This window comes from Brevibacterium sp. HMSC063G07 (assembly GCF_001810665.1).
In the GTDB taxonomy this organism is placed as follows: Bacteria; Actinomycetota; Actinomycetes; order Actinomycetales; family Brevibacteriaceae; genus Brevibacterium.
Window position 1 is genome coordinate 18,111 of sequence record NZ_KV802360.1, and the last position, 26,816, is coordinate 44,926.

General features: G+C 62.5%; 23 protein-coding genes and 1 other RNA gene. 14 read left to right on the forward strand and 10 right to left on the reverse strand.

The annotated features are described in order from the left end of the window. Positions 1 to 380 precede the first annotated feature (380 nt). From speB to HMPREF2757_RS06600, 6 genes are all read left to right on the forward strand, one after another. Positions 381 to 1,391 (forward strand): agmatinase, encoded by a 1,011-nt coding sequence (gene speB, locus HMPREF2757_RS06575; protein WP_070574494.1) that lies wholly within the window; start codon positions 381 to 383, stop codon positions 1,389 to 1,391. Positions 1,392 to 1,490: 99 nt separating this feature from the next. Next, positions 1,491 to 3,173: a thiamine pyrophosphate-binding protein gene (locus tag HMPREF2757_RS06580; protein ID WP_070574496.1), complete on the forward strand. Its 1,683-nt coding sequence runs from the start codon at positions 1,491 to 1,493 to the stop codon at positions 3,171 to 3,173. A gap of 79 nt (positions 3,174 to 3,252) precedes the next feature. Next, positions 3,253 to 4,728, forward strand: a complete 1,476-nt coding sequence (locus tag HMPREF2757_RS06585) for a sodium:solute symporter family protein (protein WP_070574498.1) — start codon at positions 3,253 to 3,255, stop codon at positions 4,726 to 4,728. Between the two features lie 85 nt (positions 4,729 to 4,813). Beyond that, positions 4,814 to 5,698: a chromate transporter gene (locus HMPREF2757_RS06590; RefSeq protein WP_083304151.1), complete on the forward strand. Its 885-nt coding sequence runs from the start codon at positions 4,814 to 4,816 to the stop codon at positions 5,696 to 5,698. A gap of 71 nt (positions 5,699 to 5,769) precedes the next feature. Then, positions 5,770 to 5,979: a type II toxin-antitoxin system RelB family antitoxin gene (gene relB, locus HMPREF2757_RS06595; RefSeq protein WP_070574500.1), complete on the forward strand. Its 210-nt coding sequence runs from the start codon at positions 5,770 to 5,772 to the stop codon at positions 5,977 to 5,979. Between the two features lie 111 nt (positions 5,980 to 6,090). Further along, positions 6,091 to 6,579 (forward strand): GNAT family N-acetyltransferase, encoded by a 489-nt coding sequence (locus tag HMPREF2757_RS06600; RefSeq protein WP_070574502.1) that lies wholly within the window; start codon positions 6,091 to 6,093, stop codon positions 6,577 to 6,579. A 175-nt stretch (positions 6,580 to 6,754) separates the two neighbouring features. On the opposite strand, the gene HMPREF2757_RS06605 is transcribed toward HMPREF2757_RS06600, so the two are convergent. The 10 genes from HMPREF2757_RS06605 to HMPREF2757_RS06650 all read right to left on the reverse strand — a co-directional run bounded on the left by HMPREF2757_RS06605 (position 6,755) and on the right by HMPREF2757_RS06650 (position 18,328). Beyond that, positions 6,755 to 7,534 carry a BPL-N domain-containing protein gene (locus tag HMPREF2757_RS06605; RefSeq protein WP_141750203.1) on the reverse strand — a complete coding sequence of 260 codons (780 nt, stop codon included), beginning with the start codon at positions 7,532 to 7,534 and terminating at the stop codon, positions 6,755 to 6,757. Positions 7,535 to 8,653: 1,119 nt separating this feature from the next. Continuing rightward, positions 8,654 to 11,620, reverse strand: a complete 2,967-nt coding sequence (locus HMPREF2757_RS06610) for an FtsX-like permease family protein (protein WP_070574503.1) — start codon at positions 11,618 to 11,620, stop codon at positions 8,654 to 8,656. Further along, positions 11,617 to 12,363, reverse strand: coding sequence for an ABC transporter ATP-binding protein (locus tag HMPREF2757_RS06615; protein ID WP_070574505.1), 747 nt, complete (start codon positions 12,361 to 12,363; stop codon positions 11,617 to 11,619). Before HMPREF2757_RS06615 ends, HMPREF2757_RS06610 begins: the two co-directional genes overlap by 4 nt. Further along, entirely contained in the window at positions 12,360 to 12,947 is a 588-nt protein-coding gene (locus HMPREF2757_RS06620) for a PadR family transcriptional regulator (protein ID WP_070574507.1), read from the reverse strand. Before HMPREF2757_RS06620 ends, HMPREF2757_RS06615 begins: the two co-directional genes overlap by 4 nt. A 110-nt stretch (positions 12,948 to 13,057) precedes the next feature. Continuing rightward, complete coding sequence (locus HMPREF2757_RS11710; RefSeq protein ID WP_141750204.1) at positions 13,058 to 13,336, reverse strand: hypothetical protein; 279 nt, start codon at positions 13,334 to 13,336, stop codon at positions 13,058 to 13,060. A 698-nt stretch (positions 13,337 to 14,034) separates the two neighbouring features. After that, positions 14,035 to 14,424, reverse strand: a transfer-messenger RNA (tmRNA) gene (ssrA, locus tag HMPREF2757_RS06625). Positions 14,425 to 15,025: 601 nt separating this feature from the next. Beyond that, positions 15,026 to 15,664: a mycothiol-dependent nitroreductase Rv2466c family protein gene (locus HMPREF2757_RS06635; RefSeq protein WP_070574511.1), complete on the reverse strand. Its 639-nt coding sequence runs from the start codon at positions 15,662 to 15,664 to the stop codon at positions 15,026 to 15,028. 120 nt (positions 15,665 to 15,784) lie between these two features. Next, positions 15,785 to 16,273, reverse strand: coding sequence for an SsrA-binding protein SmpB (gene smpB, locus HMPREF2757_RS06640; protein WP_070574513.1), 489 nt, complete (start codon positions 16,271 to 16,273; stop codon positions 15,785 to 15,787). A gap of 21 nt (positions 16,274 to 16,294) precedes the next feature. Next, positions 16,295 to 17,425: a peptide chain release factor 2 gene (gene prfB / locus HMPREF2757_RS06645; RefSeq protein ID WP_070574514.1), complete on the reverse strand. Its 1,131-nt coding sequence runs from the start codon at positions 17,423 to 17,425 to the stop codon at positions 16,295 to 16,297. A gap of 12 nt (positions 17,426 to 17,437) precedes the next feature. After that, on the reverse strand, positions 17,438 to 18,328 hold the full coding sequence (locus HMPREF2757_RS06650; protein WP_070574516.1) for an amidohydrolase family protein: 891 nt from the start codon (positions 18,326 to 18,328) through the stop codon (positions 17,438 to 17,440). Between the two features lie 190 nt (positions 18,329 to 18,518). Between HMPREF2757_RS06650 and HMPREF2757_RS06655 the strand changes: the two genes are divergently transcribed. The 8 genes from HMPREF2757_RS06655 (at position 18,519) to HMPREF2757_RS06690 (ending at position 26,814) form a co-directional block, all read left to right on the forward strand. Beyond that, positions 18,519 to 19,742: a TadA family conjugal transfer-associated ATPase gene (locus HMPREF2757_RS06655; protein WP_070574518.1), complete on the forward strand. Its 1,224-nt coding sequence runs from the start codon at positions 18,519 to 18,521 to the stop codon at positions 19,740 to 19,742. After that, a complete protein-coding gene (locus tag HMPREF2757_RS06660; RefSeq protein WP_070574520.1) occupies positions 19,739 to 20,614 on the forward strand; it encodes a type II secretion system F family protein in 876 nt (291 codons plus the stop codon). The genes HMPREF2757_RS06655 and HMPREF2757_RS06660 overlap by 4 nt, the downstream gene beginning before the upstream one ends. Next, a complete protein-coding gene (locus HMPREF2757_RS06665; RefSeq protein ID WP_256278282.1) occupies positions 20,611 to 21,540 on the forward strand; it encodes a type II secretion system F family protein in 930 nt (309 codons plus the stop codon). The genes HMPREF2757_RS06660 and HMPREF2757_RS06665 overlap by 4 nt, the downstream gene beginning before the upstream one ends. Before the next feature lie 34 nt (positions 21,541 to 21,574). Continuing rightward, positions 21,575 to 21,793 (forward strand): hypothetical protein, encoded by a 219-nt coding sequence (locus HMPREF2757_RS06670; protein ID WP_141750205.1) that lies wholly within the window; start codon positions 21,575 to 21,577, stop codon positions 21,791 to 21,793. Further along, positions 21,793 to 22,203 (forward strand): TadE/TadG family type IV pilus assembly protein, encoded by a 411-nt coding sequence (locus HMPREF2757_RS06675; RefSeq protein ID WP_070574524.1) that lies wholly within the window; start codon positions 21,793 to 21,795, stop codon positions 22,201 to 22,203. Before HMPREF2757_RS06670 ends, HMPREF2757_RS06675 begins: the two co-directional genes overlap by 1 nt. Continuing rightward, the gene (locus HMPREF2757_RS06680) at positions 22,200 to 22,625 is read left to right on the forward strand and encodes a hypothetical protein (protein WP_070574526.1); all 426 of its coding nucleotides are present in this window, start codon (positions 22,200 to 22,202) and stop codon (positions 22,623 to 22,625) included. The genes HMPREF2757_RS06675 and HMPREF2757_RS06680 overlap by 4 nt, the downstream gene beginning before the upstream one ends. Then, on the forward strand, positions 22,622 to 23,056 hold the full coding sequence (locus tag HMPREF2757_RS06685) for a pilus assembly protein TadG-related protein (protein WP_070574528.1): 435 nt from the start codon (positions 22,622 to 22,624) through the stop codon (positions 23,054 to 23,056). The genes HMPREF2757_RS06680 and HMPREF2757_RS06685 overlap by 4 nt, the downstream gene beginning before the upstream one ends. Positions 23,057 to 23,214: 158 nt before the next feature. Then, a complete protein-coding gene (locus tag HMPREF2757_RS06690) occupies positions 23,215 to 26,814 on the forward strand; it encodes an FtsK/SpoIIIE domain-containing protein (RefSeq protein ID WP_083304152.1) in 3,600 nt (1,199 codons plus the stop codon). The last annotated feature ends 2 nt before the right edge of the window (positions 26,815 to 26,816 follow it).

Consider the following 26,816-nt stretch of genomic DNA (forward strand, 5'->3'; position numbering starts at 1 on the left):
CTGTCAGCCCGTCATCCACAGTTGTGAACTTCCAAAATCACATCAATGTAGTTCAACTCCCGCGAGATTCCGGGGATCGCCCGAGATTCGCAGAGTTTTCAGCCTGGGCTCTATCCACAGGTTTTCGACATCTGTCCACAAGAAAAATTTTTTCAGTTTAATGCATCACACCGGGCCTGTCAGGGCCCAATTCGAGCAAAAAAACAAAGGCCTTCAGTCCCAGCGATATCTGATTGGGCCCCAAGACCCGGGCCCGCCAGAGGCGCACGCAGAGATATACCTTGCAGCATATGGGCGGGCGCTGTTGGCCATACTGGATATGTCATGATGCAGCTCACCCCTCAAACCTGAAGCTGAATCATCGCAACTAGGAGGAACACGTGAGCGAATCCCAACCCCTGGGCCCAGCCGACTACAGCCTGACCCCGCGCTTTGCAGGCCCACCGACCTTCGGCCTCCTGCCGCGCATTGACGAAGTCGAAGCACAGCGGCCAGGCCAGCCAATCGACGTCAAGGTCATCGGCATCCCCTTCGACGCCGGTGTGAGCTACCGCAGCGGCACCAGGTTCGGCCCCTCCCACATCCGCCAGTCCTCCAAGCTGCTGCGCCCCTACAACCAGGCCACCGACGTGCACCCGTTCTCCTGGCAGCAGGTCGCCGACTGCGGAGATCTGGGCGTGAACCCCTTCAACATCGAAGAGGCCATCGCCGCTGTCGAAGCCAACGCCGACGAAGCGCGCAAAGACGGCTCGAAGCTGCTCACCCTGGGCGGAGACCACACGCTTGCCCTGCCGAACATCCGCTCGCTGCACAAAACCCACGGAAAGATTGCGGTGCTGCACTTCGACGCTCACCTGGACACGTGGGACACCTACATGGGTGCGCCCTACACTCACGGAACGCCGTTCCGTCGCGCATCAGAAGAGGGTCTGCTCGACCTCGAACACTGTATGCACGTGGGAATCCGCGGTCCCCTGTACGGCAAGAAGGACCTCGAGGACGATGCTGTGCTCGGCTTCCAGATTCTGCGCTCCGACGACTACCAGTTCCAGCCGCTGCCGGACATTGTCGCCCGCATCCGCAAGCGCCTGGGTGATGCGCCCGTCTACATTTCCGTCGACATCGACGTGCTCGACCCCGCGGCCGCACCGGGCACCGGCACCCCCGAGGCCGGCGGTATGACAAGCCGCGAACTGCTCAACTCCATTCGCGGCCTCCAGGGACTCAACATCGTCGGCGCTGAAATCGTCGAAGTCGCTCCTGCCTATGACCACGCCGAAATCACCGGTCTGGCCGCAGCACAGGTCGGCTACGAACTCCTTTCTCTGTGGGCCGCTCAGAAGAAGGGCGCCGAATCTCCCACGGGCTTCGCCGCTGACAACCTCGGCTGATCCGCTTGCCCTCCCGCGGACTGCCTACACGGCACAAGTGGGAGGGAAGCTCCGCCTCGTACTCTGACCATCCCCTTCTACCCTGGACCAGGAGCACACGTGACCAGCATCAACGAACGCCTGAAGCGCGTTGACGACGCCTATCGCAACGGCGGTTTGGCCGTCATCGCCGCACTGGCGGCCCACGGCGTCGACACCGTGTTCGGCATTCCCGGAACCCACAATCTGGAGTTCTACCGCCACCTTGAAACCTTCGGCATCCGCGCCATCACGCCCCGCCACGAACAGGGTGCAGGCTATGGCGCTGACGGCTACTGGCTGCTCAGCGGCAAACCCGGTGTTGTCATCACAACCTCCGGTCCGGGCCTGACGAACGTCATCACGGCAGCCGCCACCGCCTATGCGGAATCCCGTCCCATGCTCATCCTTTCCCCCGGTGTGCCCAACGGGTTGGAGCGGGCCGATGTCGGTCTGCTGCACGAAACAAAGGCCACCGCCGAAGCCATCGACAATCTCCTGGTCGGCTCCAAGCGCACCCGCACCGCCGAAGGTGCCGCTGCCGCCGTGTCCGAGGCTTTCGCCCGGTTCGCTTCGGAACGGCCGGGGCCGATCCACATCGAGGTGCCGCTCGATGTTCTCGAGGGCCCCTGGCACGGCACCGCCGAGGTGCCGCGCACCGTCACGCCGATACAGCCGGCTCCCGCAGTAGTTGCCGAAGCTGCCGAGGCGCTGACGGCGGCACAGCGTCCGCTCATCATTGCCGGCGGTGGTGCCCGCCGCATGGCCGGGCCGCTGACCGCGCTGGCTGAAAAGCTCGACGCACCGCTTGTGACCACCGCCAACGGCAAGGGCGCAGTCGATGAGTCACACCCCCTGTCCTTGGGTGCCAGCGTGCGCTTTCCTTCGGTGCAGAAAGAGTCGCAGAACGCCGACGTCCTGTTGGTGATCGGTTCAGAGCTTGCAGACTCCGACCTGTGGGGCGGACGGATCGGCGCGCGCGGCGTCAATTCCTGGGACCACCTGGGCTGCCCACCCGAACAGCCCGAAAACCAGCCGACCCAGACAGTCATCCGCTGCGACATCGACCCCGATCAGCTGCACAAAAACCTGCCGGGCAACATCCTGGTTCACTCCGACAGCCGGGAGTTCGTCGATGCGCTGAGCCGGGAACTGGGTGAGCAGCCGGGCCGCAGCGGCGCTGAACGGACAGCCGATCTCAATCGCGAATGGCGCAGCGAATTCCCCGACGGTGCGGGAGTGTGGACGACGCGGGCAATCACAGCCGCAGGCGGGCCCGGAACCGTGATCGCCGGTGATTCTTCGCAGGTCACCTACGACGGAGCCGTCCACGCCCTGCAGGCCCACAGCGAAGACCAGCTGCTGTACATGCCGGGCTTTGCCACCCTCGGCTACGGCATTCCCGCTGCAATCGGCGCCAAGCTGGCAGATCCAAACCGCCCGGTGGTCGTCCACGTGGGCGACGGCGCTGCCATGTTCTCCATCCAGGAAGTCATGACAGCAGTCGAACTGGGTCTGGGCATCCCCATGGTCATCGTCGACAACGGGGGCTATGCCGAAATCGAAGCGCAGATGCAGCAGCGGCACATCGACCCGTTCGCCGTCCACCTGGCCAGGCCGAATTTCGCGGCTTTGGGCACGGCGTTCGGCGGCAAGGGCGTAGAATTGGACGCCACCGACCCCGACTGCTCTGACCAGCTGGAACGCGCAGTTGCCGAGGCGTTGGGCGCTGATGTCCCAACACTCATCCACGTGAGGATCTGATCCGCTTCACCAACCACCCGAATCCGTCGGGGCACGCACTGCAGCTGCCCCACTGCCCTTCCCGCAAGAGAGAAACACCATGGAAACAGCAATCGTAGCCGTCTACCTGGCGTGCATGCTCGCATTCGGCGTCTGGGGTCGAATCCGCGCGAAGAACCAGGAGGACTTCCTTGTTGCCGGACGGCGGCTGGGACCGTTGGTGTTCATGGGCACTATGGCCGCCGTTGTGCTCGGCGGAGCCTCTACCGTCGGAGGTGTCGGCCTGGGATACGTCCACGGACTGTCGGGCATGTGGCTGGTTGTGTGCATCGGCTTGGGCATCATCATTCTGAGCCTGCTCTTCGCCCCAACGATCCAACGCCTGGAGATCTACACGGTGTCCCAGATGCTGGAGCTGCGCTACGGAATCGGCTCCCGCACTGTTTCGGGAATCATCATGACCGCATACGGGCTGATGATCTCGACAACCTCCACGGTGGCATACGGCGCGATCTTCCACTCGCTGTTGGGCATCGACCGGGTGCCTGCGGTGCTCATCGGCGGAGCTGTCGTCATCGTCTACTCCATGCTCGGCGGCATGTGGTCGATCACCATGACCGATTTCGTGCAGTTCCTCATCCAAACCGTCGGCATCTTCATCATCCTGCTGCCGATCGTCCTGACAGACGCAGGCGGCTTCACCGCCATCCGGAACGCAGTGGGTCCCGAAGCGTTCGACCCGGTGGCCATCGGGCCGAACATGATCATCACCTACGTTCTCATCTACACAATCGGCCTGCTCATCGGTCAGGACATCTGGCAGCGCGTGTTCACCGCCCGCTCCCCCGGCACCGCTCGCTGGGGTGGTTTCGCCGCCGGTGTGTACTGCGTGCTCTACGGTGCTGCCGGTGCCCTGGTGGGTGTGGGGGCCCGCGTGCTGGTGCCCGGCATCGAAGACTCCGACCAGGTGTTCACAGCCGTCACCGAACATGCGCTGTCACCGCTGCTTGCCGGACTGGTTCTCTCAGCAGCGCTGTCGGCTGTCATGTCGACGTCATCCGGTGCGCTTCTTGCCGCCTCAACGGTTCTGCGTCAGGACGTTGTTGAACCCGCTCTGGCCAAGCGCACATCGACCAGCAGCGGACTCGGCGAAGCTCTGCGCGGCAGCCTCGTGCGCGAAACCGGGGACGAAGTTCGCGACTCACGGATCTACCTGGTCAGTTTGGGAATCGTGTCGATCATCCTGGCCTGCGTCATGACCAGCGTGGTCGATGCGCTGACAATTGCATACAACATCCTCGTGGCCGGTTTGTTCATCCCGATTGTCGGCGGGCTGGTGTGGAAGCGCGGCACCATCGTCGGAGTTCTGGCGGGCATGATCGCAGGAACAGGTACCGCTGTCATCTTCATGATCGTCAACGGGCTGTTTGCGAACACGCCGATCTACTTCGGCCTGGGCGCTTCGCTCATCGCCTACGTTGTCGGCTCGCTCATGTCCCGGCCCACGCCGGAGCGGATCATGACTGCGTGGCAGCAGCGCATCCGCCGCGGCACTGAGGATATGCCGCGGGCTTGATGTCGGGCAGCGGCTAGACCGACGCCGGATTCACGCAGTAATGCAGGTTTGCGCTTTAATGCGCTGCATTACTGCGTGATTTCGCATTAAAGCGCAAACCTGCGGCCACTACGGACAGCTCGTTGCCCTGTGCCAGTTCTTGCCGGGCCCGGCATCGTCACAGGTGGGCTTTGCTCTGGGCCTGCTCCGCGGCGGAACCCTGGGCGCCCTTGCCGCATGGACAGCCTTCACTCTCCCCTCCGCCCTGCTTCTGGTGCTGTTCGCACTTGGTGCCGTCCACCTCGGCGGCCCTGTGGGTGACGGCCTCCTCATGGGCTTGAAAGCTGTTGCCGTTGTTGTTGTGGCGCACGCGGTGATGGGTATGGCGACAACGCTCGCGCCAGATTTTCGTCGCGCGCTCATTGCAGCCACGGGAGCTGCTGCGGCCCTGCTGGTACCTGGGAACCTCGGGCAGGTGACGGCTATCGGTGCGGGCATTGTGGCGGGACTGCTCTTCTGCCGTGGGGTGGCTGGTGGCGCTGACCATCCGCTGCGTGTGCACGTTTCGACGACAGTGGGTCTGATCAGTGTTGGCCTGTTCGCGGTCCTCTTGATGGGCCTTCCCCTGCTGGCCAGTTTGGCTGCGCCCCAGTGGGTCGCCACCGCCGAGGCGTGGCTCAGTGCGGCGGTTGCGCTGATTGCCGTTTTCCTCCCCGGACTGCTCCTGGTGATAGCCACGCTTCCGTTCTGGGCGTCAGTGCAGACAAGCCCGCTTGCGCGCGCTGGTGTGGCTGGAGCGAATGCCGCTGTTGTCGGGATCCTCGCCGCGGCCCTCATCACCCCGGTTGTGTCTTCAGCTATTACGGGGCCCGCTCCCCTGCTGATTGCTCTGGCGTGCCTGGCGCTGCTCATGCTGGCTAAGTGGCCCGCATGGGCCGTCGTGCTGATCGGCGCAGTGACGGGACTGGCGGCAAACCTTATTGGGGCGTAGGCAGGCAACTTTCGAAGGGCTGTGTCAGCGCTGCTGAATACACTTGCTTCGAACAGCGAGAGGAGCATTGCATGAGCACGATAACTGTCGAACTGCCTGACGAAAGCGCCGTTCTTGTTCGCAAATTTGCCGATTCTGAAGGCGTCACGGTTTCCGACTTCGCCCGGTCAGCGATCTTGGAGAAAATCGAAGACTCCTTTGACCTACAAGAGCTCCACGAAGCAATTTCGGAGGACAACGGCGAACGTTTCAGCATTGACGAGGTCCTAGAGGAACTCTGAGCGCGACCCAACCATCGAGGTGTTTTCTATCGGCCGGAGCGACAAAATCTACAAGAGTTGACCGGAAAAGCTGCGGAAGCGCACTTTGAAGCTCTTTACTCGAAGGGAACAATGACTTCACTTACGACTGAGCGATTGGCACTACGACCACCGCATGACGGCGATGAAGATGCTGTGTTCAGCATCCACTCTGACCCAAGGACCTACCAGCATCGCCCTGAACTGGCGATGAAGAACCGTGACGAGGCCTTCGAGCTGCTGGCCGCGTGGCAGCGCAACTGGGCGGAGGACGGAATCGGCTACTTTGTCGTTTTCCGAGAACCAGCCGAGATCATCGGCTTTACAGGCTTGCGCTTCTCAGAGGAACAGGGCCAAAAGGTACTCAACCTCTACTACCGCTTTGCGCCCGAAGCCCAGGGAAGGGGCTATGCGGCCGAGGCCGCAGCTGCCGCCATTGACTGGGCACGTCAGACGCATCCTGAGCGTCCAGTCGTGGCGATTATTGATCCAAGCAACGCCCCATCCGCCCGGCTGGCAGAAAAGCTCGGCCTGCACCTGCAGACGGCAGACCATGAACAAGGCCACCTGTACCGGCGCTGAGGACAAACCAATGTCGGGGACAAAATGAACCCCAGTCGTTCGAAGAACCACCGGGGCCTGCAGAGCCACCCAAAGGCGCATTCCGAAACTTGCTGCCTCTTGCTCAGCAGGCAAGTCAGAACGCCTTCACCGAATTGATCTGTGGTTCTCCGCCTGCACCCAAGTTTCCCGCCGGTCAACTGAGAATTCGCTCGACAAGTGGGATTGCGTATTTCCAGTCGTCGCCGTCGGGGTCGACAAGATCATCGTCATCAAACCAGGTTTTATCAGCTTCTGGATGGGGGCCAATCAAGCCCACACTTCCCTCCCCAAACCGATAGTACGCGGCGGCGATGTCGCCTGTTTCGTAATGGGCATAAGCCTCAGCGCCTTCTTTGGGCAGCCTCGCTCCCTCTTGAAAATAGGTCCATCGCGAGGTTTCGTCCCACGTGACTGCCACAACTTGAGCCGTGCTGTCTGTCACGGGGAAGCCGGGAACATTCACCTGACCCTCGACGGGTTCGTTCACAAGACCAAAGCCTTCGGTCCCTGCAAGATATGCACCCATGCAGACCCCAAGGTAGCTTCCGCCTGCCATAACAAAGTCAGCAACCCCGCGAATGAAATCGGAAGGAAAACTCTGCGCAGCGGCGGGAATATCGTCTCCACCGCCCGGCTGAGCGTAGAGAGCGACTCCAGAAAGAGCACTCGCTTCGAGAGGGAACTTTTCATCCGGGCCGATGAACGCAACGTCCATACCCAGCGGCGATTGAGACAGCCGCTCTGCAAGAGTTTCCGCGCAGCCTTCGCACCCCGCCGGCCCGCGGTAGACCAGGGCCTTCCGCGCACCCGAAGTTTCGCTGTGTTTCGTGCTGATTGGTGCACAACCGTTAACCAACCCAACAAACGGGGCCGTCAGCAGCCCGGCGAGGACCGACCGACGGGTCCATGCAGAAGGTGATTCAAACGCAGTCATTACTCAATGCTAAGCAAGCCTTCTCTGCTGGTCGCACAAGCCAAGGAAACTCTGGCGTCAGTCATGACAGCATGATTCGCACCCGCAGTTCGCCAGGCCGAAACACAAAAAGTCCCGAAACATCGAGTGAACTACGTCCCAGGACTTTACACGGTTGTCCGTACTCAACTTTGGCTACAAAACTCAAGTGGGTGTACGAAACGGCTGGGTGGCTGAATCGCAAACCACTGCTGGGTTCACCCCTACAAGGATCTTGCACCCAACTGATGCACACCGAACATCAGTGCCGAGTTAGAAGTTGCTATTCGCAATACTCGACAGATAAGAATCCCTGCAAGCACCCAAACAGAAAATCATAATGGATTGCAGCGGTGAGCGTTCATTCCCCCTCTCCCCCACCTCTACTATAGTGAGTACGCTGAATTCACAGCCAACGTCCTTTCCCGGACCCACTTAAAGTGCAAGACACTCAGTCAACCAAACCTTTGGCAGTCCCTGGCGTTGGACTATCACCGCGCTTGGCGTCAGGGGCTTGTCCTGCCGGGGAAAGACCGCACTCGAATGCGTACTCTCGCAGACAGGAATCAAATCGTGGGGGCGACTTGGAGAGGCACTGTTCTGTTCGATGCGCCGATGGCTCACCGGCTGTTACGCCGTGCCTCGAGAATCCTTCGACAACGGGGCGGGAAACCGACCCTCGAACGTGAGACGACAACCTGGCAAATCATCGAAGCCTGGGAGAACTGACCTTCCCTTCGGGACCGGGACTGGTGGTGGGCACGTTGCGCTGACCGGTTGCAGAACGTGACCACCCCCCAGACAGCTGCCACGCTCACCAACCGTCGTGAAACGGCGGTCGATAGCTTGGCTGCAGCTGTATTACCGCTCAGGCCCCTCGCGAGCCAGCAGCACAGCCAATGCAAGCAACTGGCGGCAAGAAGATAATCGATTACGGCGTTACTCAGCCGTGGGCTCCCACATTGCATGAGTTGATGCCGCTTCTGACGGCCTCCATACGAAGACCATCAGTCAGCACACCTCTCCCCCCTTCGTGGTCACCCACTCTGCTCCGCGCATCGTGTGACGGTCAACTTCAAAAGCAGGGCGCATATGGCCACGTCAGTCGAGCCCGCGCCGCACCAACTGTCGAGGCGGCCTCGTCAGCAGCAGCGCTGCCAGCATTCCCGCGACGACGACCCCCGCCCCCAGCATGGCTTGGTAGCCCCACAGTGGGACGGTGTCCAGCCACGCCCCGCTGGAAGCGATCCGCCTCTTCCAAGCGACGTGGTAGGCGCTGACCGCGAGCCCGGTGCCGAGCCCTAACGGCACCCCGAACAGCAAGATCACCGCAGCTTTCGCGATCCCGATCCGCACGAGCACGCCTCGTGACGCACCCACCGCATAGGCCGTGATCGCGTCGCGGCGCCCCTGCGTGGCGGACAGCAGCACCGCGATGGCCGCCGCTGCAACGGAGAGGACCCCCAGCAGCACCGGCGGCCCCCACGTGGCCGCACGCTCCTCTGGCCCCCTGTTGCCCTCAAGCGGGTCTGTCGAGTCCGGGAGGCTCACCCACACCAGCCCGCCGACTCTTTCGTCACCCAAGCGCTCGAGCGTAGCTTCATCCAGCGGTTTCGAGGTGTCTGCCAGCACGCCCTCCAGCACGATGTGGTCGAGACCAAGGCCACGCGCCGTCGAAGGTGACATCACGAGGCCGGTACCGATGCCCCGCACAAACTTCGCCGGGAGCTTCACCTCGTCGTGCGGATCAGTTTCGAGCGTGTCGAGCTTCTCACGAGGGATGCGCGCAAGACGGACACGACCGTCGTCATCGATCAACGAGGCATCGCTCACCAACACACCCCCACTATCCAGCACCTGCGCGGCGGCGTCGGCCCCTGGCAGACGCATCGCCTGCAGCGCAGGGCCATCCATCAACACCGGCGGCTCCGAGGGAGATTCGGGGCTTCCGAACCGGGTGGTCCCCCCATTGAAGGCAGCACCAGAGACCTCGCTCACGCAACGAAGCGGAGCTCCCGGAGTTCGTGCCGAGGCGGCGTGAACCAATGTGTTTTCGGGGCATTCGCGGCCCTTCGGCTGGAGAGGGAGAAGCAATGTCGGCGAGTCGTGGGCCAACGCTTCGACGGGATGCGAACCGTCGACCTCAGGCAGGCTGCGGGACAGCTCTTCCAGCGCAGCATCGGCGATGGCCCGATCGAGCACCGGGTCGATGGACACCGTCGGAGAGACGAGGAATGTCCCCCGCCAGTCGACGGACTCGCCCGTCGTCCGAAGATCGGCATGCTGCGACGCGCCCATGACCAACAGATACGACGCTGCCAGCAGCGAGAACATCACGCCGAGGACCGCCGGCACCGTCCGCGACGGATGATCGGCCGCATCTCGAAGCGCCAGCTTCCACACCGGTCGACGGCCATCCCCGAGCCTCCCGAGGAGTGGAAGCAGCCCTCGCACCGTGACCGCGAGGCCGGCCAGCGCGGCCACGATGGCAAGTGACGCCCCAATGACGAACACCGTCGCGCCTGGCGGCAGCGAGCCCGGCGCAAGTTCCGCCTTAGCTTCCTGGCCCGCCACATGTTCGGGCACTCGCGCCAACAGCGTCGCCGCGCCAACCAGCACCGAAATACCGAGCAGTGCGGGGCCGATGATGAGCGAGCGTCCCCGACGACGACGTTGCGCGCGCACGCTGGGCCTGTCGCGCAGCGCATCGACTACCGAGAGACGAGCGACGGAGCGCGCCGGCCCCCACGCGGCGATCAGGCCGAGCAGCACGGCGATGCATGCACCGGCAACGAGCACCCACCAGGGGAAGTTGGCGAGCGCCACGTCCGCACCAAATCGCGGCTGCTCGGAGTCCTCGGCTGGCACCATCGCCCCGAGCAGTGCGCCGAATCCCGCAGCTGACGCGACTGCCAGCACGCATCCCAGCACCGCACCGAATACTCCGATGACAAGCCCTTGGGACAGCACGATGCGCCGCAGGTGGCGTGGGGTGGCGCCGACCGCCCCGGCAAGTCCGAGCGTGCGCCGCGACTGCTCCGCGGAAATCGCAATCGCAGGAGTGACGAGGAAGAACACGAGCAGCCCACCCACCACAAGTGCTACCGCGACGCCGATAGCTCGCTCCAGCAGCTGCGCTGGATCGATGTCCGCCGGGTAGAGCTCGTCGGCGGCCGGGTAGTGTTCGAGCACGTGCCTGGAAATCGCGAAAGCCTGGAGCTTGTTCAGCGCTTTGGCATCCGTCCACGTCACGGGCTCCGAACCGTGCGCGAACCAGTGCCGTTGCAGCCCTTCCGGATGCTTCGCGGCCAGCGACGACAACCAGCCCGACGGCGCCCAGGCGCGGGTGCCGGACGTGTCAGCGATGCCAGCCACACGGTAACCTCGGGCGGAATCGTTCATCGCGGCGGCGAGGTTGCCGTCGTAACTGCGAACGCCGACGTCCGGTGGCGCGAGGAAGCCCAGCGAATCGCCCACTTCGAGGTGGAGTCGGTCGGCCAGGGAGCGCGTGATGATGACTTCCGAGGGCGTCGTCGGAGCGGTGCCCTCAGCCACACGCGGCGCGCTGGCGGAAAAGGCCCACGGTTCGCCCTCCCACAGCTCCACCATCGCGAGCCGCTTGGGGGGCTTCCCATCGAGCGTCTTCACTTGACTGTCGAGGGTCTGCTCCTGCCCCGGCTGCAGCCCGAGCTCTGGCGATGCGACGAGCGACGGCGACGTCCAGTACTCGGAGAGCTCGATGGCCGGTGGGAGTGCCGCGCGAATCTGCTCCGGATCTGCGGCGCGCACTTCTTCATCGTCCATCCACGGCCCGGGGGCACCCTCGGGGATCTGCGGAAATGGTGGTCCACCCTGCGGCAGGGCTGCGGCCGTGATGGTGGCCTGGCCACCGTCGGGAATGCTCTCCAGCACACGCTTCGTGGTCGGGGCGCCCGGCGAGGAGATAGAGAAGAACGTGCCGAGCGCCGCGACCGGCAAGGCGATGAGCAAAGCGGCGAGAATCGTCCGGGTCAAGTGGCGTCGAGCGTCGCGGCTCGCCAACCGCAGCACGGCGCGCCAGGCGCTCATCGGGGTGCTCCGTCGCCGGTGTGGAGCTCGTCAAGCAGCTGGTTCGGGTCGGTCGGCCCAGCCTCTCCCGAGATGCGCCCATCGCGCAGATATACCGTGCGGTCCGCCCATGCCGCGAATCGAGGCTCGTGCGTCACCATGACCACCGCCGCTCCCTCGTCAGCACGCTGGCGAAGGAGTTCGAGCACCGCGACGCCGGTCTCGCTGTCGAGCGCGCCCGTGGGTTCGTCGGCGAGCAGGAGCCGTCGAGGCCCGACGAGCGCCCGGGAGATGGCGACGCGCTGGGCCTGACCACCCGACATTTCCTCGGGACGACGATCAGCGAGCTTGGCAATCCCACATTGGGTAAGCACATCCATCGCCGCGCGTCGAGCTCGACGCCATGGCATGCCGTCGAGCTCGAGGGGAAAGGTGACGTTCTCGACGGCGCTCAGCCCAGGCAGGAGGTTGAAGTCTTGGAACACGTAGCCGACGTGGCGGCGTCGCATGGATGCGAGCTGCGGGCTGGTGAGCCCGGAGAGCGGGGATCCCTCGACGAGCACCTCGCCGCTCGTCGGGGAGTCGAGGCCTCCCGCGAGATTCAGCAGCGTCGATTTGCCCGAGCCTGAAGGTCCCATGATGGCAACGAATTCGCCCGCCTCGACGACGAGGCTCACGGCGTCAAGAGCGGTGACTCGACGCGCACCCTCGCCGTGGACGCGGGTCACATCACGTAGCGCTAACAGCGGGCCCGGCGACGTCATCGGCGGCCTTTCGCGTTGCTCACCGGCGAGGGCTCAGCCGTGATGGCTGCGTCGGCGTCTGAGCGCACCTCGGCACGACGGCCCAGGGTGCCTTCGATGTGGTCGAGCCAACGGAGTTCAGCTTCGGTGAGGAACAGGTGGTGGTCAAGCACGAGCTGGCCGACGAAATCGTCGGCTTGACGACGCAAGCGGGTGAGATCGTGCAGGGTCCGCTGCGTCGTGCTGCGCTGGCGCTGCACAAGCGCGAGCACGTCGACGCCGGGCGTGACCGTAGCGAGGGCGAGCTTCACGACGAGCTCGCCCCGGCCGCGCTGCTCTGCGACTACAGGGCGCTCCCACCAGACCTGGAGATCATCGGCGCCCTTGCTCGTGAGCCGCCAAGGCTGGCCGCCTGACTCGCCGTCGGTCTCCGTGTCGTCGCGGACCACGAGTCCGTCGCGCTCCAGGCGCTGGAGCGTCGACGACGCCTGCCCAATGTTGAGCGGCCAACTCTGGCCGGTGGACGCGTCGAAGCGTTTACAGAGTTGGTATGTCGACGACGGCTCCGACGACAGGAGCGCAAGTATCGCGTGCTTTACGGACATGCACTGTCCCCCGTTTCATGAATACAACGAATGGTTACCTGATAACCAGTTACAAGGTAACCCCTGGTGGTTGAGACTGTCAACAAGCGCAGCCGCAGCTGGCGCGGTGGCTAGGTGGCTACGGATGCCGCGCGAGTACGGTACGGCCCTGGCACTGGGCCCGACGGCGTCGAGCGCCCGCGAGAACCACTGGAGAAGCTGCCGATGACCGTGATCGTCACGCGCTCCGAAAGCCATTGCAGACCACGTGGATCTACCACCAGCTGCTGGATGCTTCGCGCAACAACAGGGCATTTCAGGCTCGCGCCAGTGATGGCGTTGCTGCAAAGCCCTGACTCTTCGCGCCCAACGACCGTGGCAACAATGGTCAAGTCGACGAGAACAGTCATGTATCGGTGTTTAATACTAAAGATCGAGGCCTCGCGCCTCCCCACTTATATGGAGAAGGTGCAAGGTGTTTCAGAAACATCGAAAACCGGCAGAAAGCACCGGTACTACTACTGCTTCAACCAGCGTAAGAAGCAGTGCACGCTTAAGCCCCTCCGTAAAGACGACTTGGAGGCACGTGTCGCGGAGACGGCTGAGGACTTCCTCGACGACGAAGCCATGTTGGCTTCTCTAGCCGTGGACATGGCAGTCCACTACCGAGAGACGCATGAACGGGGAACGGCAGTTCTAGAGGCACTGGAGGCTCGCCGGAAGGGTGTGGCGGCCAAGCTGGCTAACTTCGTCAAAGCGATAGCTGCTGGCATCTTCAATGACGCCACAGCTGAGGCTATGCAGGTATTGGAAGACCAAAAGCGTGAGCTTGATGGTGCGATCCAGGCCGAGCATGTCAAAGCAGCCCCGTTCGAGGATGAGGTCAGCATCGGAACGTTCTACAAAAAGTATGCCGGGGCAACAATGGATGCCCCTGAGACCAGGGATCTGCTGCTGGAGTACTTCATGGACAAGATCTTCGTCGGTCCAGGCGAGCTGACCATCGCATCATGGTTCTTCGACCACGGTGCAGAAGTCACCTTCGAGGAACTCTCTGACGCAAAAGAAATGGGGGAAGCGTTGACTATAGAGTTCAACGCTTCCCCCGAGGTGGAGATGGCGGGAATCGAACCCGCGTCCGTCGACGATGCACCGAGGCTTCTCCGGGTGCAGTTCGTGAAGAATGTTTCTTAGGTCCTGAGCTTGGCACGAACACCGTGCTCAACAGACGGAGTTGGGTAGAAGTCCCGACGGTGTCCCCAACAAACACCGTCAGCAGTGGCTTTCTAAGCTGATACCGGGAGCTAGGCCGAAAGCAGACCTAGGCCGGCAGAGTCGCAGCTCGCTAGTTGAAGGCCTTTATCAGGCGGCGAGGGCGAACTCGGTGCGGTCGTTAGATTTAGCACCTATTCTTTTGCAAGGATCGTTAACGAGATGACCCTGCATCCTCGACCCGCTTCACTCGACACACACGTCAACGTCGAAACCGATCATCCCCATATGAATTTGTCTAACACACAGCGTTAACGCTGCAGGCTCAGACGATTATTCCACCCCCGCCCCACACAAAGCCAACCGGGGCGCGAAGCAGTGAGATCAGCACCCGAAAACAGATCTGAAGCCACACTCACGCATAACTTCAGACCCACCCTGCTGGCAAACTGAATCCCCAAATCCCACAGGGTTATCCACAGCCGTGGACGAGCAGTGCTCAACAAGCAGGAACCGCCTCAGCGCGGGGCCAACGCCAGCAGGAAGCCCTCTTGATCCACAGATCCAACCACAGGCAGAAGAATAGCGTGCATAAACTCACAAACATATATTTATGCAGGTCAGAAGCTCAGCATCTGTCAAGTCGACTGCAGGGCAACCCCTGGCAGAAACTTGATCGGCCGACTTATCCCCAGGTTGTCCACAGCCGATGCAAAACCCTGTCCCAGCGCCTGAACTCCACACAACAGGCCCCCGAGAATCCACAAGTCCCGTTGCCGTCCCCGGAAGGGAATGGCAACGAGACCAAATCGGCGCTGGGTGAGCTCCGCCTCGTCAGAGAAATGGTGCTCTGTCAACCTAAGCGTGCTGGGAAATCAGTGCAATCCTCAGAGACCCTTGGTGCTCTGGGTATCGGGCCCGCCAGATGGACGGGTGCGCTTGAGTTCGTAGAAGGTTTCAACCGTGGCCAAGCTGCTCAGGCCGTCCCACATGGCGAGGCTTTCTTCTTCCGCGGGAAGGGTAAGGATGACCGGACCAAAGTAGCCCTGTTTGGAGCCGTCTTCGCGTTCGAAGGCGATGATTGGCACACCGACATCGTCTCCGACCAGGTCGAGAGCCGACTTCAGTTCAGCGTTGAGGTGCTCATCCCAGCTGTCATCGTCAGCGGCTTTCAGAAGGTCTTCGGAAAGGCCAGAATCAGCAAGGATTTCACTGATGAGTTCGTCAGTGAAGTCCGTGCCGTCAACGTGCCGAGCCGCACCGAACACGGTGTACAGACCACCTGCGTTGACGCCTTCTTTCTCAGCCGCCGCAATCACACGCAGCACACGGTGACCGGCGTTGTGGCCTTTCGAGTGACCTGAGTTTTCATTGGCACCGCCGGGCAGTTCGTCGTTCTTAATCGCCAAGCTGAATGGCCGCCACGTGACGTCAATGTCGCGCTTAGCGCTGACCTGCACAAGCCAGCGGCTGGTGACCCAGCAGAAGGGGCAAGAGGGATCGTAATAGAAATCTACTCGCTGCATAGCCCCGAGTTTAACGACTCACGCTGAGGGACGCACTGGTCAAAGCCCCTGCCGAGGTGCCGGCTCAGTCCCCGATCATGTGCCGGCTGACAGCCGACTAAAGGAAGGCCGAGGTTCCGCTCACCTGTTCTGCCGCAGCGACATGGCGCGTTCGGCTTCGCGCTTGTCCTGCTTTTCGCGCAGTGCCTGACGCTTGTCCCAATCCTTCTTGCCCTTTGCCAGGGCGAAGGAGATCTTGACGCGCGAACCAGAGAAGTACAGCTCAAGCGGTACCAGAGTGCGCCCGGATTCTTTGAGCTTCTGAGTGATCCTGATGATCTCGGCTTTGTGCAGAAGCATCTTCCGCTTGCGCCTGGCCGCGTGATTCGTCCAGGTCCCCTGGAGGTATTCGGGAATGTAGATGTTCTCGATCCAGGCTTCACCGCGGTCAATGTGGGCATAGCCGTCAGTGATTGATGCCCGGCCTTCGCGCAGCGACTTCACTTCCGTGCCCGTGAGTACGAGGCCAGCTTCGAATTCCTCTTCCAGGTGGTAGTCAAAAGAGGCACGGCGATTGCGCGCGACGACCTTTTTGCCGTCGTTCTTTATGAACTCGCCGGTCTTAGCCATGTTCTGGGATCGTCCTTTTTATCAGGGCAGAGCGTTTTCTTCTTCTGCCTTCTGCTGTTCTTCCTTGCGCCAGCGGATGCCCGCTTCGAGGAAGCCGTCGATGTCACCATCGAAAACAGCAGAGGGATTGTTGACTTCGTAGCCGGTGCGCAGGTCCTTGACCATCTGGTACGGGTGGGTGACGTAGGAGCGCATCTGGTCGCCCCACGATGCCTTGATGTCACCGGCGAGGCTCTTCTTCTGCGCCTCTTCTTCTTCGTGCTTCAGCTGCAGCAGTCGCGACTGGAGCACTCGCATGGCTGCCGCGCGGTTCTGAATCTGCGACTTTTCGTTCTGCATTGACACAACCACACCCGTGGGGATGTGGGTAATGCGCACAGCGGAGTCAGTCGTGTTGACCGACTGACCGCCGGGACCGGAGGAACGGTACACGTCGATGCGCAGGTCGTTTTCGTCAATGTCGACGTGGTCGGTCTGCTCGATGAGCGGAATGACTTCGACTGCCGCAAATGAGGTTTGGCGGCGGCCCTGGTTGTCGAACGGGCTGATGCGCACCAGGCGGTGCGTGCCGGCTTCAACTGACAGGGTGCCGTAGGCGTAGGGCGCATTGATCTGGATGGTCGCAGACTTCACACCCGCACCTTCTGCGTACGAGGTGTCGAGTTCCTGCACGTTGTATTCGTTGTTTTCCGCCCAGCGCACGTACATGCGGGTGAGCGTCTGTGCGAAGTCGGTGGCGTCGTCACCGCCTGCACCGGAGCGAACCGTGATCACCGCGGAGCGTTCGTCATATTCACCGGACAGGAGCGTGGCGATTTCCATGTCCGACAGTTCGCGGGAAAGCTTGTTGACTTCGTCTTGCGCTTCTTGCAGGGCGTCGCCGTCGTCTTCGTCTTCGGCCATGGAGACCAGCAGTTCGACGTCGTCAATGCGCTCATCAAACTTTTCGAGTTTTTCAAGCCTGGACTGGCGGTGCGAAAGCTTCGAGGTGACCTGCTGGGCCTCATCCGGGTTGTCCCACAGGTCAGGTGCTGCCGCCTGCTCGGTGAGCTCAGCGACTTCTGAGCGCAGCTGATCGATGTTGGACACCTCGCGAATCGAGGCGAAGGTCTGCTTGAGGTCGGCGATTTCGCTCGCAAAGTCAAAGGCCATAGTCCCGCCAGTCTACGGCACCGGGTTCAGAAGCCGCTGACCGTTGTCCCACAGGACAGCTCGCATCCACTCTTCCCCCAGCTCCAGCCGCTCAAGCGCTTCAACCTGGTGCGCGTAGCTGTAGGGAATGTTGGGGAAATCTGAGGCGAACACAATCCGATCCCCGTAATCGCCCAAGCGCCTCCGGTACTTCCCTGAAGTCGGGGCGAACCGCTCCGTGAAGTCAGTTAGCGCCATACAGGTGTCCAGGTGGAAGTTGGGGTGCTCATCGGCGAGGTCAAGGAACGCATCGTAATCCGGCATACCCAGGTGGGCCATAACCAAGGTGAGGCGCGGGAACCGTCTCAGCACCTCGCGAATCGGCTCGATGCCGGTGTGCGCTCCTCTCTGGGGAGCATGGCCGGCATGAATGACGATGGGCAGTTCCGCCTCGGCAATCATGCCCCACACGGGGTCGAGGTGGGGGTCGGTCGGGTCGTAGCCGCCCACCTGCACGTGGGCTTTGAAAACCCGGGTGCCGGACTCGATGGCGGTGCGGACGTAGTCTTCAGCTTCGGGTTCCGGGTAGAAGGTGCTGCTGTGAGCGCAGTCGGGGGTGCGGGCGGCGAAGTCGGCGGCCCAGGAGTTGAGCCATGCGGCCATGTCCGGCTTGTGCGGGTAGAGCAGCGATGTGAACTGCTTGACCCCCAGCGTGCGCAGCGTGTCGATTCGCTCAGCTTCATCAGTGCGGTAGGTGATGGGCCAGTCGTAGCCGAGGACGTCCTCTGCCTGTTCGAAGTAAGCCCACACTTTGCGCAGCACGTTGTGCGGCATGAAGTGCGTGTGAATATCGGTCAGACCGGGGATGTCCAACTGTGTGCACAGGTTCCGGATGTAGTTCGCATCGTCATTGAGGCTCGCCATGGGTTCACTGTAGATGACGCGCGGAGTACGGGTGCTGAGCCTGTTGACTGCTGCACTGATCAGGCGAAGTTATCCACAGATTCGGCGCGAGCCGTAGCCAGCCGGCCGCAAGTCCTCTATATTTCGAATTACCGAACTCGCTGTGCAAAGGAGCACCGCGGCGCAGAGGATGAAAAGAGGCTGAAGCTTCATGGACGCCACCGACATCATCGCCGAACAGGTCCGTGATGCCGTCCGGCTTCGAGGTCTTGACCCGCGTATGGAGCCCGAGCCCACACGGGCACTCATCCGCGATGTCATCGCCGCCTACGACGAACACACACTCAGCGGATCACTTCCTCTTCTTGACGATCCTGAGCAGGCATTTCAGCGGATTGTCGATGACCTCACCGGCTTCGGTCCCCTGCAGCGTTTTCTTGACGACCCAAACGTCGAAGAAGTCTGGATCAACAGCCCCGACAAGGTGTTCATCAGCCGTGAGGGCATCAGCGAACTCACCACGCTCGTGCTCACCGATACCGATGTCTACGAACTCATTGAAAAGATGCTGCGCACCAGCGGACGCCGCGTGGACCTGTCGCAGCCTTTTGTCGATGCGATCCTGCCTGACGGTTCACGCCTGCACGTGGTCCTGCCGGACATCACACGCCGTCACCCCTCGGTGAACATCCGCAAGTTCATCAAGAAGACCCGCAGCCTCGACGACCTGGTCAGAACAGGTTCCCTCACCTCGGCAGCGGCGCGATTCCTTGACGCAGCAGTCAAAGCCGGAGCGAACATCGTCGTCTCCGGGGCAACCCAGGCGGGCAAGACGACAATGCTCAATGCACTCGCCGGTTCCATTCCGGCGCGCGAACGGGTCATCTCCTGTGAAGAGGTTTTCGAATTGGCCATCCCCGCCCGAGACTGGGTGCCCATGCAGTGCCGCCAGGCATCCCTGGAGGGAACGGGCGAAGTCACACTGCGCGATCTCGTGAAAGAGGCCCTGCGGATGCGGCCCACTCGGATTGTCGTCGGCGAAGTCCGGCAGGCTGAGAGCTTCGACCTGCTCATTGCTCTTAACTCCGGTTTGCCCGGCATGGGCACCATCCACGCAAACTCAGCCCGAACCGCAGTGACGAAGCTGTGCACCCTGCCGCTGCTGGCCGGGCCGAACATCGGCTCTGAATTCGTCACCCCCACAGTCGCCGCAGCACTGGACCTCGTTGTGCACTTGGCATTAAACGCCGACGGGTCCCGCAGGGTCGTGGAAATCGCAGCCGTTCCCGGCGGGATGGAAAACGGCGTTGTCGAACTCGAAAGCGTTTTCCACACGGTGGACGGCAACCTGGTCCGCGGCACCGGTTTCACGCACCTGGGCGAGCGCTTCGCCCGCATGGGACTGAACATTCACCAGATCCTGGAGGGCATATGAGCGCCTCGGCAACCGCCGTTATGTGCGGCATGGGAATCGGCACCGGATTGGCACTGCTGTGGCTGGCCATGTGGGACGGCCCGCCCAAACACAAACGCACGCTCGGATTCATCCAAAACCTCGAAGATCAGCTGCGAGCCGCCGGGTTCCACCGTCTGAGGGCAGCGCACGTTTTCGCGGTTGCCGCTCTCGCTGCGGTGCTGACGATGTTCACACTGTGGGCAATCACGGCGGCAGTGCCGATCGCCGCGTGCTTTGGCATCTTTGCAGCGGCGACGCCATTTGCCGTTTTGAAGGCAAAAGCACGCAAAACGGCTTTCGTCCGCCGCGACCTGTGGCCGCAGGCGGTCGACCATTTGAGTTCGGGTGTGCGTGCCGGGCTGTCCCTGCCCGAGGCTGTTGCAGCTCTTGCCGAACGCGGCCCCGAGGGCCTGCGCCCGATCTTCGCAGTGTTTGCCCGCGAATACCGCGCAACGGGTGTTTTCTCTGTCGCTCTGGACCGGTTGAAAGAAGCAGCGGCCGATCCAGTGGCTGATCGAATCGTGGCCGCGTTGCGAGTGACCCGCGATGTCGGCGGTTCCGATTTGGGAACCCTGCTGAAAACGCTGAGTCACTTTCTGCGTGAAGATTCACGCACCCGGGCAGAACTCACAGCACGCCAGTCGTGGACTGTCACCGGTGCTCGGCTGGCGGTGGCCGCCCCGTGGGTTGTTCTGGGCATGCTCGCCACCCGGCCGGAAGCTGCTGCCGCCTACAGTTCACCGCGCGGCGCATTGCTTCTGGCCGTCGGGCTGGTGGTGTCGCTCACAGCGTATTCGGCCATGAAGAGAATCGGCAGACTGCCGGAAGAGCCACGAGTTCTGAGGTCATGATGTCCCCCGTCGCTGTCATCGCCCTGGGCATGCTCATAGGCATCGCCGCTGTCAATCTTGTGCTGTCCCTGCCGATTATGCGCCGGCCCAGCCTTGAGGATCGTCTGGCGCCGTACATGCGGGAGTCCGAAACCGTGGGCCGGATGTACTCACTGTCAGCACCGGATACCAGCGGGCTTCGCGGAATCATCGACACCGCCGTGGGGCGGGCCGCCAGCTGGCTGGGTGAACGACTGACAACCGATGCCGGGGTGCGCAGTCGGCTGGAACGCCTGGGCCCGCATGCCACAGTTGAGCGCTTCCGCGCCCAGCAGATCGTCTGGACCGCCGCCGGAATCGTCATCGGCATCGCGGCTGCAGTCGGTCTGTCTGCTCTGCGCGGCTTCTACCCCGTCGTAGTCATCACAATGCTCGTCCTGTGCGGCGTCGCCGGGCACTTCTTCAACGACTGGCTTCTCACACGCGCCGTCCGTCGCCGCGAACAGCGGATCCTCGCGGAATTCCCGACTATTGCCGAACTGCTCGCGCTGTCCATCACCGCCGGCGAATCCACCGTCGACGCTCTTGAGCGCATCTGCCGCACAACAACCGGGGAGCTGAGCCGCGAACTGCAGGCTGCGTTAGGCGAGGCACGCACTGGGACACCCCTGGTGGAGGCTCTTGACACCATGGCGCAGCGCTCCGGGGTGCGCAGCCTCGGCCAGTTCGTCGATGGCATTGCCGTCGCGATTGCCCGAGGCACTCCCCTGTCAGAGGTCCTGCGTGCCCAGGCCGCTGATGTCCGTGCTGAGGGCCGCCGCTCACTCATGGAACTGGCCGGCCGCAAAGAGGTCGGGATGCTCGTTCCCGTTGTCGCTTTCGTCCTGCCGATCACCGTCATCTTCGCTGTCTATCCATCGCTCGCTGTCCTGCAGCTGGGACCGTAGAGATTCGCCCCGACACAAGTTCAAAGGAGAACTCATGTTTGACCGATTCACCGCACACCTCCTGACCTTCGCCGCTGTCGTCTTCGCACCGGCAGCACCGCGTCGCCGCCGCAGCGACCGCGGAGATGTTCCCGGCTGGGTGCTCATAACAGTTATGACAGCGGCCTTGGTTGTCGGCTTGTGGGCATTGGCCGGCGAAGCGTTCACCAGCTTCTTCCAAGACGCAATGAACAAGGTCCGCAGCGCCGGCTGATGACTGCAAGCAGAGCGCCAGCTTGCAAAGCACCCGCCCGCAGGGCCGATGCAGGCAACGCGGTTGCCGAATTCGTCCTTGTCGCAGCGCTGCTGAGCCTGGTCTTCGCGGCCGTTCTGCAGATTGTGCTGGCCATCCACGTGCGCAACACCGTGACGGATTCAGCCCTGGCAGGTGCCCGCCACGCCAGCCTCGTCGGCCACACGCCCGCACAGGGAGCGGATGTTGCGCGCGAACTCATCACCACCGCGATTTCACCGCGCTACGCGGAAGACATCACGGTCGAAGAAGACCACGAGGCGGGGCTGGTCACCGTCACTGTCCGCACCCCGGTTCCCGTGGTCGGGTTTCTGGGCCCCGGCGGCGTGTGGGAGCTGCGGGGGCGCGCCCTGATGGAGGACCCGTCATGAGGAAAGCGGATGCTGGGCGAGCCCCGATCGAGTTCATCTTCGCCTCGATAGTCCTCATCATCCCCCTGGTGTACGGGGCTGTTGCGTTCTCGCAGGTGCAGTCAGCCGCCTACGCGGCCCAGGCTTCTGCCGTCGATGCCGCACGCGCGGCCGCCCGCTACCCGCAGACGGCTCAGGAGCGCGCACAACAGTCGGCAAAGCTGCACTTTGCCGACTTCGGTTTGGACTCTGCCGAATACACCATCAGCTTTGACTGTGCCGGGGACTGTCAGAAAGACGGGACTCGTGTAACGGCAACTGTGAGATCTACGGTTCCGCTGCCTGGCATCCCCAACTGGCTGGCCAGCGGCGGCAGGGCAGGCATCACCGTGCAGTCAGAGCACGCCGACATCGTTGCGGCATTCGGCGAGGTCAGACCATGAACCGCCGCAGGGACCGCGGATCGATCATGCCTCTGTCGATCGGCTTCATGAGCATCGCCTTGGCGCTGCTGATCATTGCGGTTGTCATCACCGATATCTACATGGCCCACAGGAAGCTGTTTGCCCTGGCGGATTCAGCTGCCCTGGCCGCCGCGGACTCCTACACACCAGGTCTGACAGAACGGCCGTCCCTCTACTTCACCAATTCCGATATCGAAAGCGCAGCCAGCCGCTATATTCGGCTCTCCGCCGACGATTCCCGGTGGACCAACATGCGCGTGCGGGCGCAGACCACCGATGCCAATCACGTTTCCGTAGAACTCACCGCCGGCTACAGACCAGTTCTGATCAGCCCTTTTGTGCCAAAGGGACTGCCGCTGCGCGCATCGGTCACGGTTGAGGGCGCTCTGCTCGATCCCGCCCGGCGGTAAATCTCGAGGTGCCGCTCGGCTGCGTCAGCCCGGGCGGCTGCGATGGTGCCGATGTGATCCGGTGACTTCTGTTCGGCGCAGTGTGGATAAGACAACGGCAATGCACAGGGCTAAGCAGCAGGCTGCGCGGTTCTCCCCTGCTGTCCTATGTTCCGAGCATGGCTCAGACAACAGTTCACGTCACCGGTCAGGGGCACGCGTCCTATGCGCTCAGTGCCCCTGACCGGGCGAGTGCTGCTGATGTTCTAGCGGCCTTCACCCGTCACACCGGAGCTGAGTCGGCGACTGCGTGGGCAGTCAGCCCCGATGGCGAACACTTCCAGCCCGCCTCGGAAACCTGGCGCCAATGGTGTGCCCGGTATCCGGCAACCGTGGTCAGCCGTCCAAGCCAGCTGGATGTGCGCGCTGGACTGACCGGCGTTCAGCCGGCCGCCAGAGTTGTGGCCGGACCGGATGCGGGTTTCGCTTTCATCCTGCCTGCCCACTCCGTCACGGTCGGCCGCAGCGAGCGTGCTGACTTCTGCCTGCACGACCCTTTCGCATCGCGTGTTCCGCAGCGACTGCAGTTCGGCACGAACACGGTTGGCAGCAGCATCGTGGTTGTTGACGACGGGCAGCCTGAGACCATCAGCAGCTCAACTGTTCCCTGGCCGAAAGCGCCGCGGGTGGCGCAGCTGAACCGCCCATCGATACTGCATCTGGTCCTTCCGCTGCTCATTGGGCTTGTCTTGGCCGTGGCGATGCAGGTGTGGTGGTTTCTTGCCTTCAGCCTCTCGGGACCGCTGAGCGCGGGACTGCAGCTGCTCACGGAGCGTCGGCGCATCCGCCGACAGTCAGCCGAAGGACTGCGCGCCTACGCAGCCAGGTTGCGTGCTTTGGCAGATGAAGTCAATCTGCAGACAGTCGAAGCGAAGATCCCACCCAGTCGAGACCCGCTGACGGTGTGTGTCGGATACGGGACTGTTCTTCTTCCGGCTGCTGTTGCCGAACCTGCCGAGCCCGAAGAATCATGGGATGACGATTACTGTGCGGCTTGCCAGACACTCGAGGGTCGGACCGTGCTGCCGATCGAGGCTGACAGTCGCAGAATTCAAACGCAGGCGCCCATCAACATCGACCTGCGGCAGCATGCTGTGGTGCTCTGCGGTGCAGAAGCCGTGCCGATTGCCCGCGCGCTGTGCGCTCAGGTCTGCACTGCGTCTGTACCTCTTGTCCACGGTCACGCGGCTGTCCAGCGCTCACCGGAACTGGTGTCTGTCCTGCCGACCTGCCCCTGTGTTCGCGGCCAAAGCTGTATCGACAGCGAAGCAGAAGTGTCGATCACCGTTGAAGACGACCGCATCGTGGTGGCCGGTGCCGAAACACGGCTGCGTGTTGTAATCGAAGCGTCTGCCCGCACGGCGCGAATTGTGCAAGCCGCTCCGTCTTCTGCAGCTGTTCCCCAACCTGGAATGTTCAATCCCGCGCGTATGACTACCGGTCGGTTCCTCAGCCTGTGCCCGCACACTGCAGGAACAGCGGATGCGTGGGCCGCACCCGTGAGCTTCGATGATCTTGCGGCCCAGTGTACGCAAACGGCTGTTCCCATCGGCATGGGCGAAAATGGTCCGATTTTCGCTGATCTGCGCGCCGATGGGCCGCACGCTCTTGTCGCCGGAACCACCGGAAGCGGAAAATCTGTCCTCCTGCAGACTTGGATCGCCGCTTTGTGCCGAAGCAGAAAGCCGGAGGAGCTGCGGCTTATCCTCATGGATTTCAAGGGCGGAGCAGCATTTGCCCCGCTTGCTGACCTGCCGCACGTTGAATCGTGTTCGGACAACCTGGACCTGCGATCGGCTCTGCGCACACTGCGCAGCGTTCAGGCCGAAGTTCGCTACCGCGAAGCAGTTCTCAAAGGCTCAGGCTGTCCTGACATCGATGCGCACAATCAGGCCGGTGCTGAACCTCCGCTGCCCAGAATCGTCGTTGTGATCGACGAATTCCAAGTGCTGACAGCAGACTTTCCTCCGGGAGTCGAAGCGCTCGAATCCCTCACCGCGCTGGGCCGATCGCTGGGCATCCACATTGTCCTTGCCACGCAGAAGCCCTCGGGGGTCATCACATCGCGCATGCGGACGAACATCGCACTGCGCGTCTGCATGCGGGTGCGAGACGCTGCCGACTCACTCGAAGTTCTCGATTCCCCCGCGGCTGCCGATATCCCACCGGACCGGCCGGGCATGGGCTGCATATCCACTGGCCACCGCAGCGATATGTTTCGCGCAGCCTCGCTGGATGTTCCCACTGACGCATCCGCCACGGTGAGTTGGCGGCTGCTGGCGGGTAGCAAGCGCGAAAGCGATTCCGCCTCGGGTGAGTGCGGTATCGAAGTTGAAGACCCGCCTGCACCGATCCTGCAGAAGCTGCGGCAGATCAGTCCGCCGCAGCGCACGCGCAGGATCACTCCGGAGGCGCTGCCGGACATCCTGCCGTTCACCGATTCAGGCCCCGTGGGGCGGATTGACCTTCCTGACCGCCAAACTCTCGTCGACTGGACACCCGATGCCGATATCAGCACAGCGATTCTGGGAGGGCCCCGCACGGGCAAGTCATCCCTGCTGTGGCTGCTTGCCGATGGGTCTGACAGCACATGTGAACGTGGTAGGGCGCTATCGTCTGGCTCACCGTCAGCGCCAGACGGCATTGTGGCTCCGACCGGTGTGGTCTTTACGCGAGACAAGCCCTCGCACTGCCGGTATGAGCTGCTCGTAGTCAATCATTCCGATGCCTGGCTGGTGGAATACGCGCTCGGTCTGATTGAACGCACGATCTCTTCCGGTGGCCGACCGCGGGTGTTCATCGACGATTTCGAACACCTGACTGCCCAGCCGCACATCCTCATGCGGGTGGAGGCGCTGCTCGGCGACGCTGCGACCACTATTGTGTGCGACCGCAGAACACTGCATTCGCGGGTCGGCGGATCGGTCAGCAGACGAGTTTTCTTCCCACCTGCCTCTGACGGTGACGCTGTTTTTCTCGGGCTCAGCAATCACCGCTTTGACGGTTTTCCACCCGCCGGACGTGCTGTTCTCATCGGCCCGCCCACCGATTGTGCCGGTGCCAGTGCTGATGAAAGACACCATGCGCTGGGGGCGGACGTTATCGGAGCTGACGGGGTCGATGTGCAGGTCGCCTGTGCGGCAAGTGCTGTCGGTTCTGCCGCTGCTGCCAAGTCTACCGCCACTGCGGGTGTTGGGGGCGGCATTGCTGAATCGCCTCTCCCGCTGCCGTGGGGTGCCGGGCGTTCACCGGCCTACGGCATTCTCGGCTACGACCCCTGCGGCCAACCGGCTGTGTGGGACACGGAAGAGCACGGCCAAGTGCTGAGCATCATCGGTCCCGCCGAGGTGCGGCAGGCAATAGTGGCAGGCCTGCCCGACTGCTTCACGCAGCTCAGTGCGGCCGATGCACTTCCAAGTGACCTAGCACCGGCTATGACGGCAGATCGAGCAATTCTCGGATGGGGTCTGCACGAACAGCTGCCGTACGGTTCACCTGCTGCACAGGCGAGCGCTTTGGGCCCCAGAATCATCGTCGGAGCCAGAGCCCAGGCCGAACTGGAAAACCTGGGCCTGCGACACCTGCCGGTGGCCCCACCGGGTGTTGCGTGGTTCATCACGCGGACTGCCGCGATACCCATCCAGCTGCAGGGAACTCAGCGGCACGAACCTGCCAAGTCAGAAGGCCCCGTCACGCCGAAAGAAGGAGAACCGCTGTGAGA

What these genes read in the sequence shown, in the direction of transcription:
- HMPREF2757_RS06655 (WP_070574518.1), top strand. Translation starts at nt 18,519, where the DNA reads ATGGACGCCACCGACATCATCGCCGAACAGGTCCGTGATGCCGTCCGG.
- HMPREF2757_RS06620 (WP_070574507.1), bottom strand. Translation starts at nt 12,947, where the DNA reads ATGTCCGTAAAGCACGCGATACTTGCGCTCCTGTCGTCGGAGCCGTCG.
- HMPREF2757_RS06660 (WP_070574520.1), top strand. Translation starts at nt 19,739, where the DNA reads ATGAGCGCCTCGGCAACCGCCGTTATGTGCGGCATGGGAATCGGCACC.
- HMPREF2757_RS06670 (WP_141750205.1), top strand. Translation starts at nt 21,575, where the DNA reads ATGTTTGACCGATTCACCGCACACCTCCTGACCTTCGCCGCTGTCGTC.
- HMPREF2757_RS06685 (WP_070574528.1), top strand. Translation starts at nt 22,622, where the DNA reads ATGAACCGCCGCAGGGACCGCGGATCGATCATGCCTCTGTCGATCGGC.
- HMPREF2757_RS06600 (WP_070574502.1), top strand. Translation starts at nt 6,091, where the DNA reads ATGACTTCACTTACGACTGAGCGATTGGCACTACGACCACCGCATGAC.
- HMPREF2757_RS06610 (WP_070574503.1), bottom strand. Translation starts at nt 11,620, where the DNA reads ATGAGCGCCTGGCGCGCCGTGCTGCGGTTGGCGAGCCGCGACGCTCGA.
- HMPREF2757_RS06675 (WP_070574524.1), top strand. Translation starts at nt 21,793, where the DNA reads ATGACTGCAAGCAGAGCGCCAGCTTGCAAAGCACCCGCCCGCAGGGCC.
- HMPREF2757_RS06690 (WP_083304152.1), top strand. Translation starts at nt 23,215, where the DNA reads ATGGCTCAGACAACAGTTCACGTCACCGGTCAGGGGCACGCGTCCTAT.
- HMPREF2757_RS06605 (WP_141750203.1), bottom strand. Translation starts at nt 7,534, where the DNA reads ATGACTGCGTTTGAATCACCTTCTGCATGGACCCGTCGGTCGGTCCTC.
- HMPREF2757_RS06665 (WP_256278282.1), top strand. Translation starts at nt 20,611, where the DNA reads ATGATGTCCCCCGTCGCTGTCATCGCCCTGGGCATGCTCATAGGCATC.
- HMPREF2757_RS06650 (WP_070574516.1), bottom strand. Translation starts at nt 18,328, where the DNA reads ATGGCGAGCCTCAATGACGATGCGAACTACATCCGGAACCTGTGCACA.
- smpB (WP_070574513.1), bottom strand. Translation starts at nt 16,273, where the DNA reads ATGGCTAAGACCGGCGAGTTCATAAAGAACGACGGCAAAAAGGTCGTC.
- HMPREF2757_RS06680 (WP_070574526.1), top strand. Translation starts at nt 22,200, where the DNA reads ATGAGGAAAGCGGATGCTGGGCGAGCCCCGATCGAGTTCATCTTCGCC.
- HMPREF2757_RS06635 (WP_070574511.1), bottom strand. Translation starts at nt 15,664, where the DNA reads ATGCAGCGAGTAGATTTCTATTACGATCCCTCTTGCCCCTTCTGCTGG.
- prfB (WP_070574514.1), bottom strand. Translation starts at nt 17,425, where the DNA reads ATGGCCTTTGACTTTGCGAGCGAAATCGCCGACCTCAAGCAGACCTTC.
- HMPREF2757_RS11710 (WP_141750204.1), bottom strand. Translation starts at nt 13,336, where the DNA reads ATGACTGTTCTCGTCGACTTGACCATTGTTGCCACGGTCGTTGGGCGC.
- relB (WP_070574500.1), top strand. Translation starts at nt 5,770, where the DNA reads ATGAGCACGATAACTGTCGAACTGCCTGACGAAAGCGCCGTTCTTGTT.
- HMPREF2757_RS06615 (WP_070574505.1), bottom strand. Translation starts at nt 12,363, where the DNA reads ATGACGTCGCCGGGCCCGCTGTTAGCGCTACGTGATGTGACCCGCGTC.
- HMPREF2757_RS06585 (WP_070574498.1), top strand. Translation starts at nt 3,253, where the DNA reads ATGGAAACAGCAATCGTAGCCGTCTACCTGGCGTGCATGCTCGCATTC.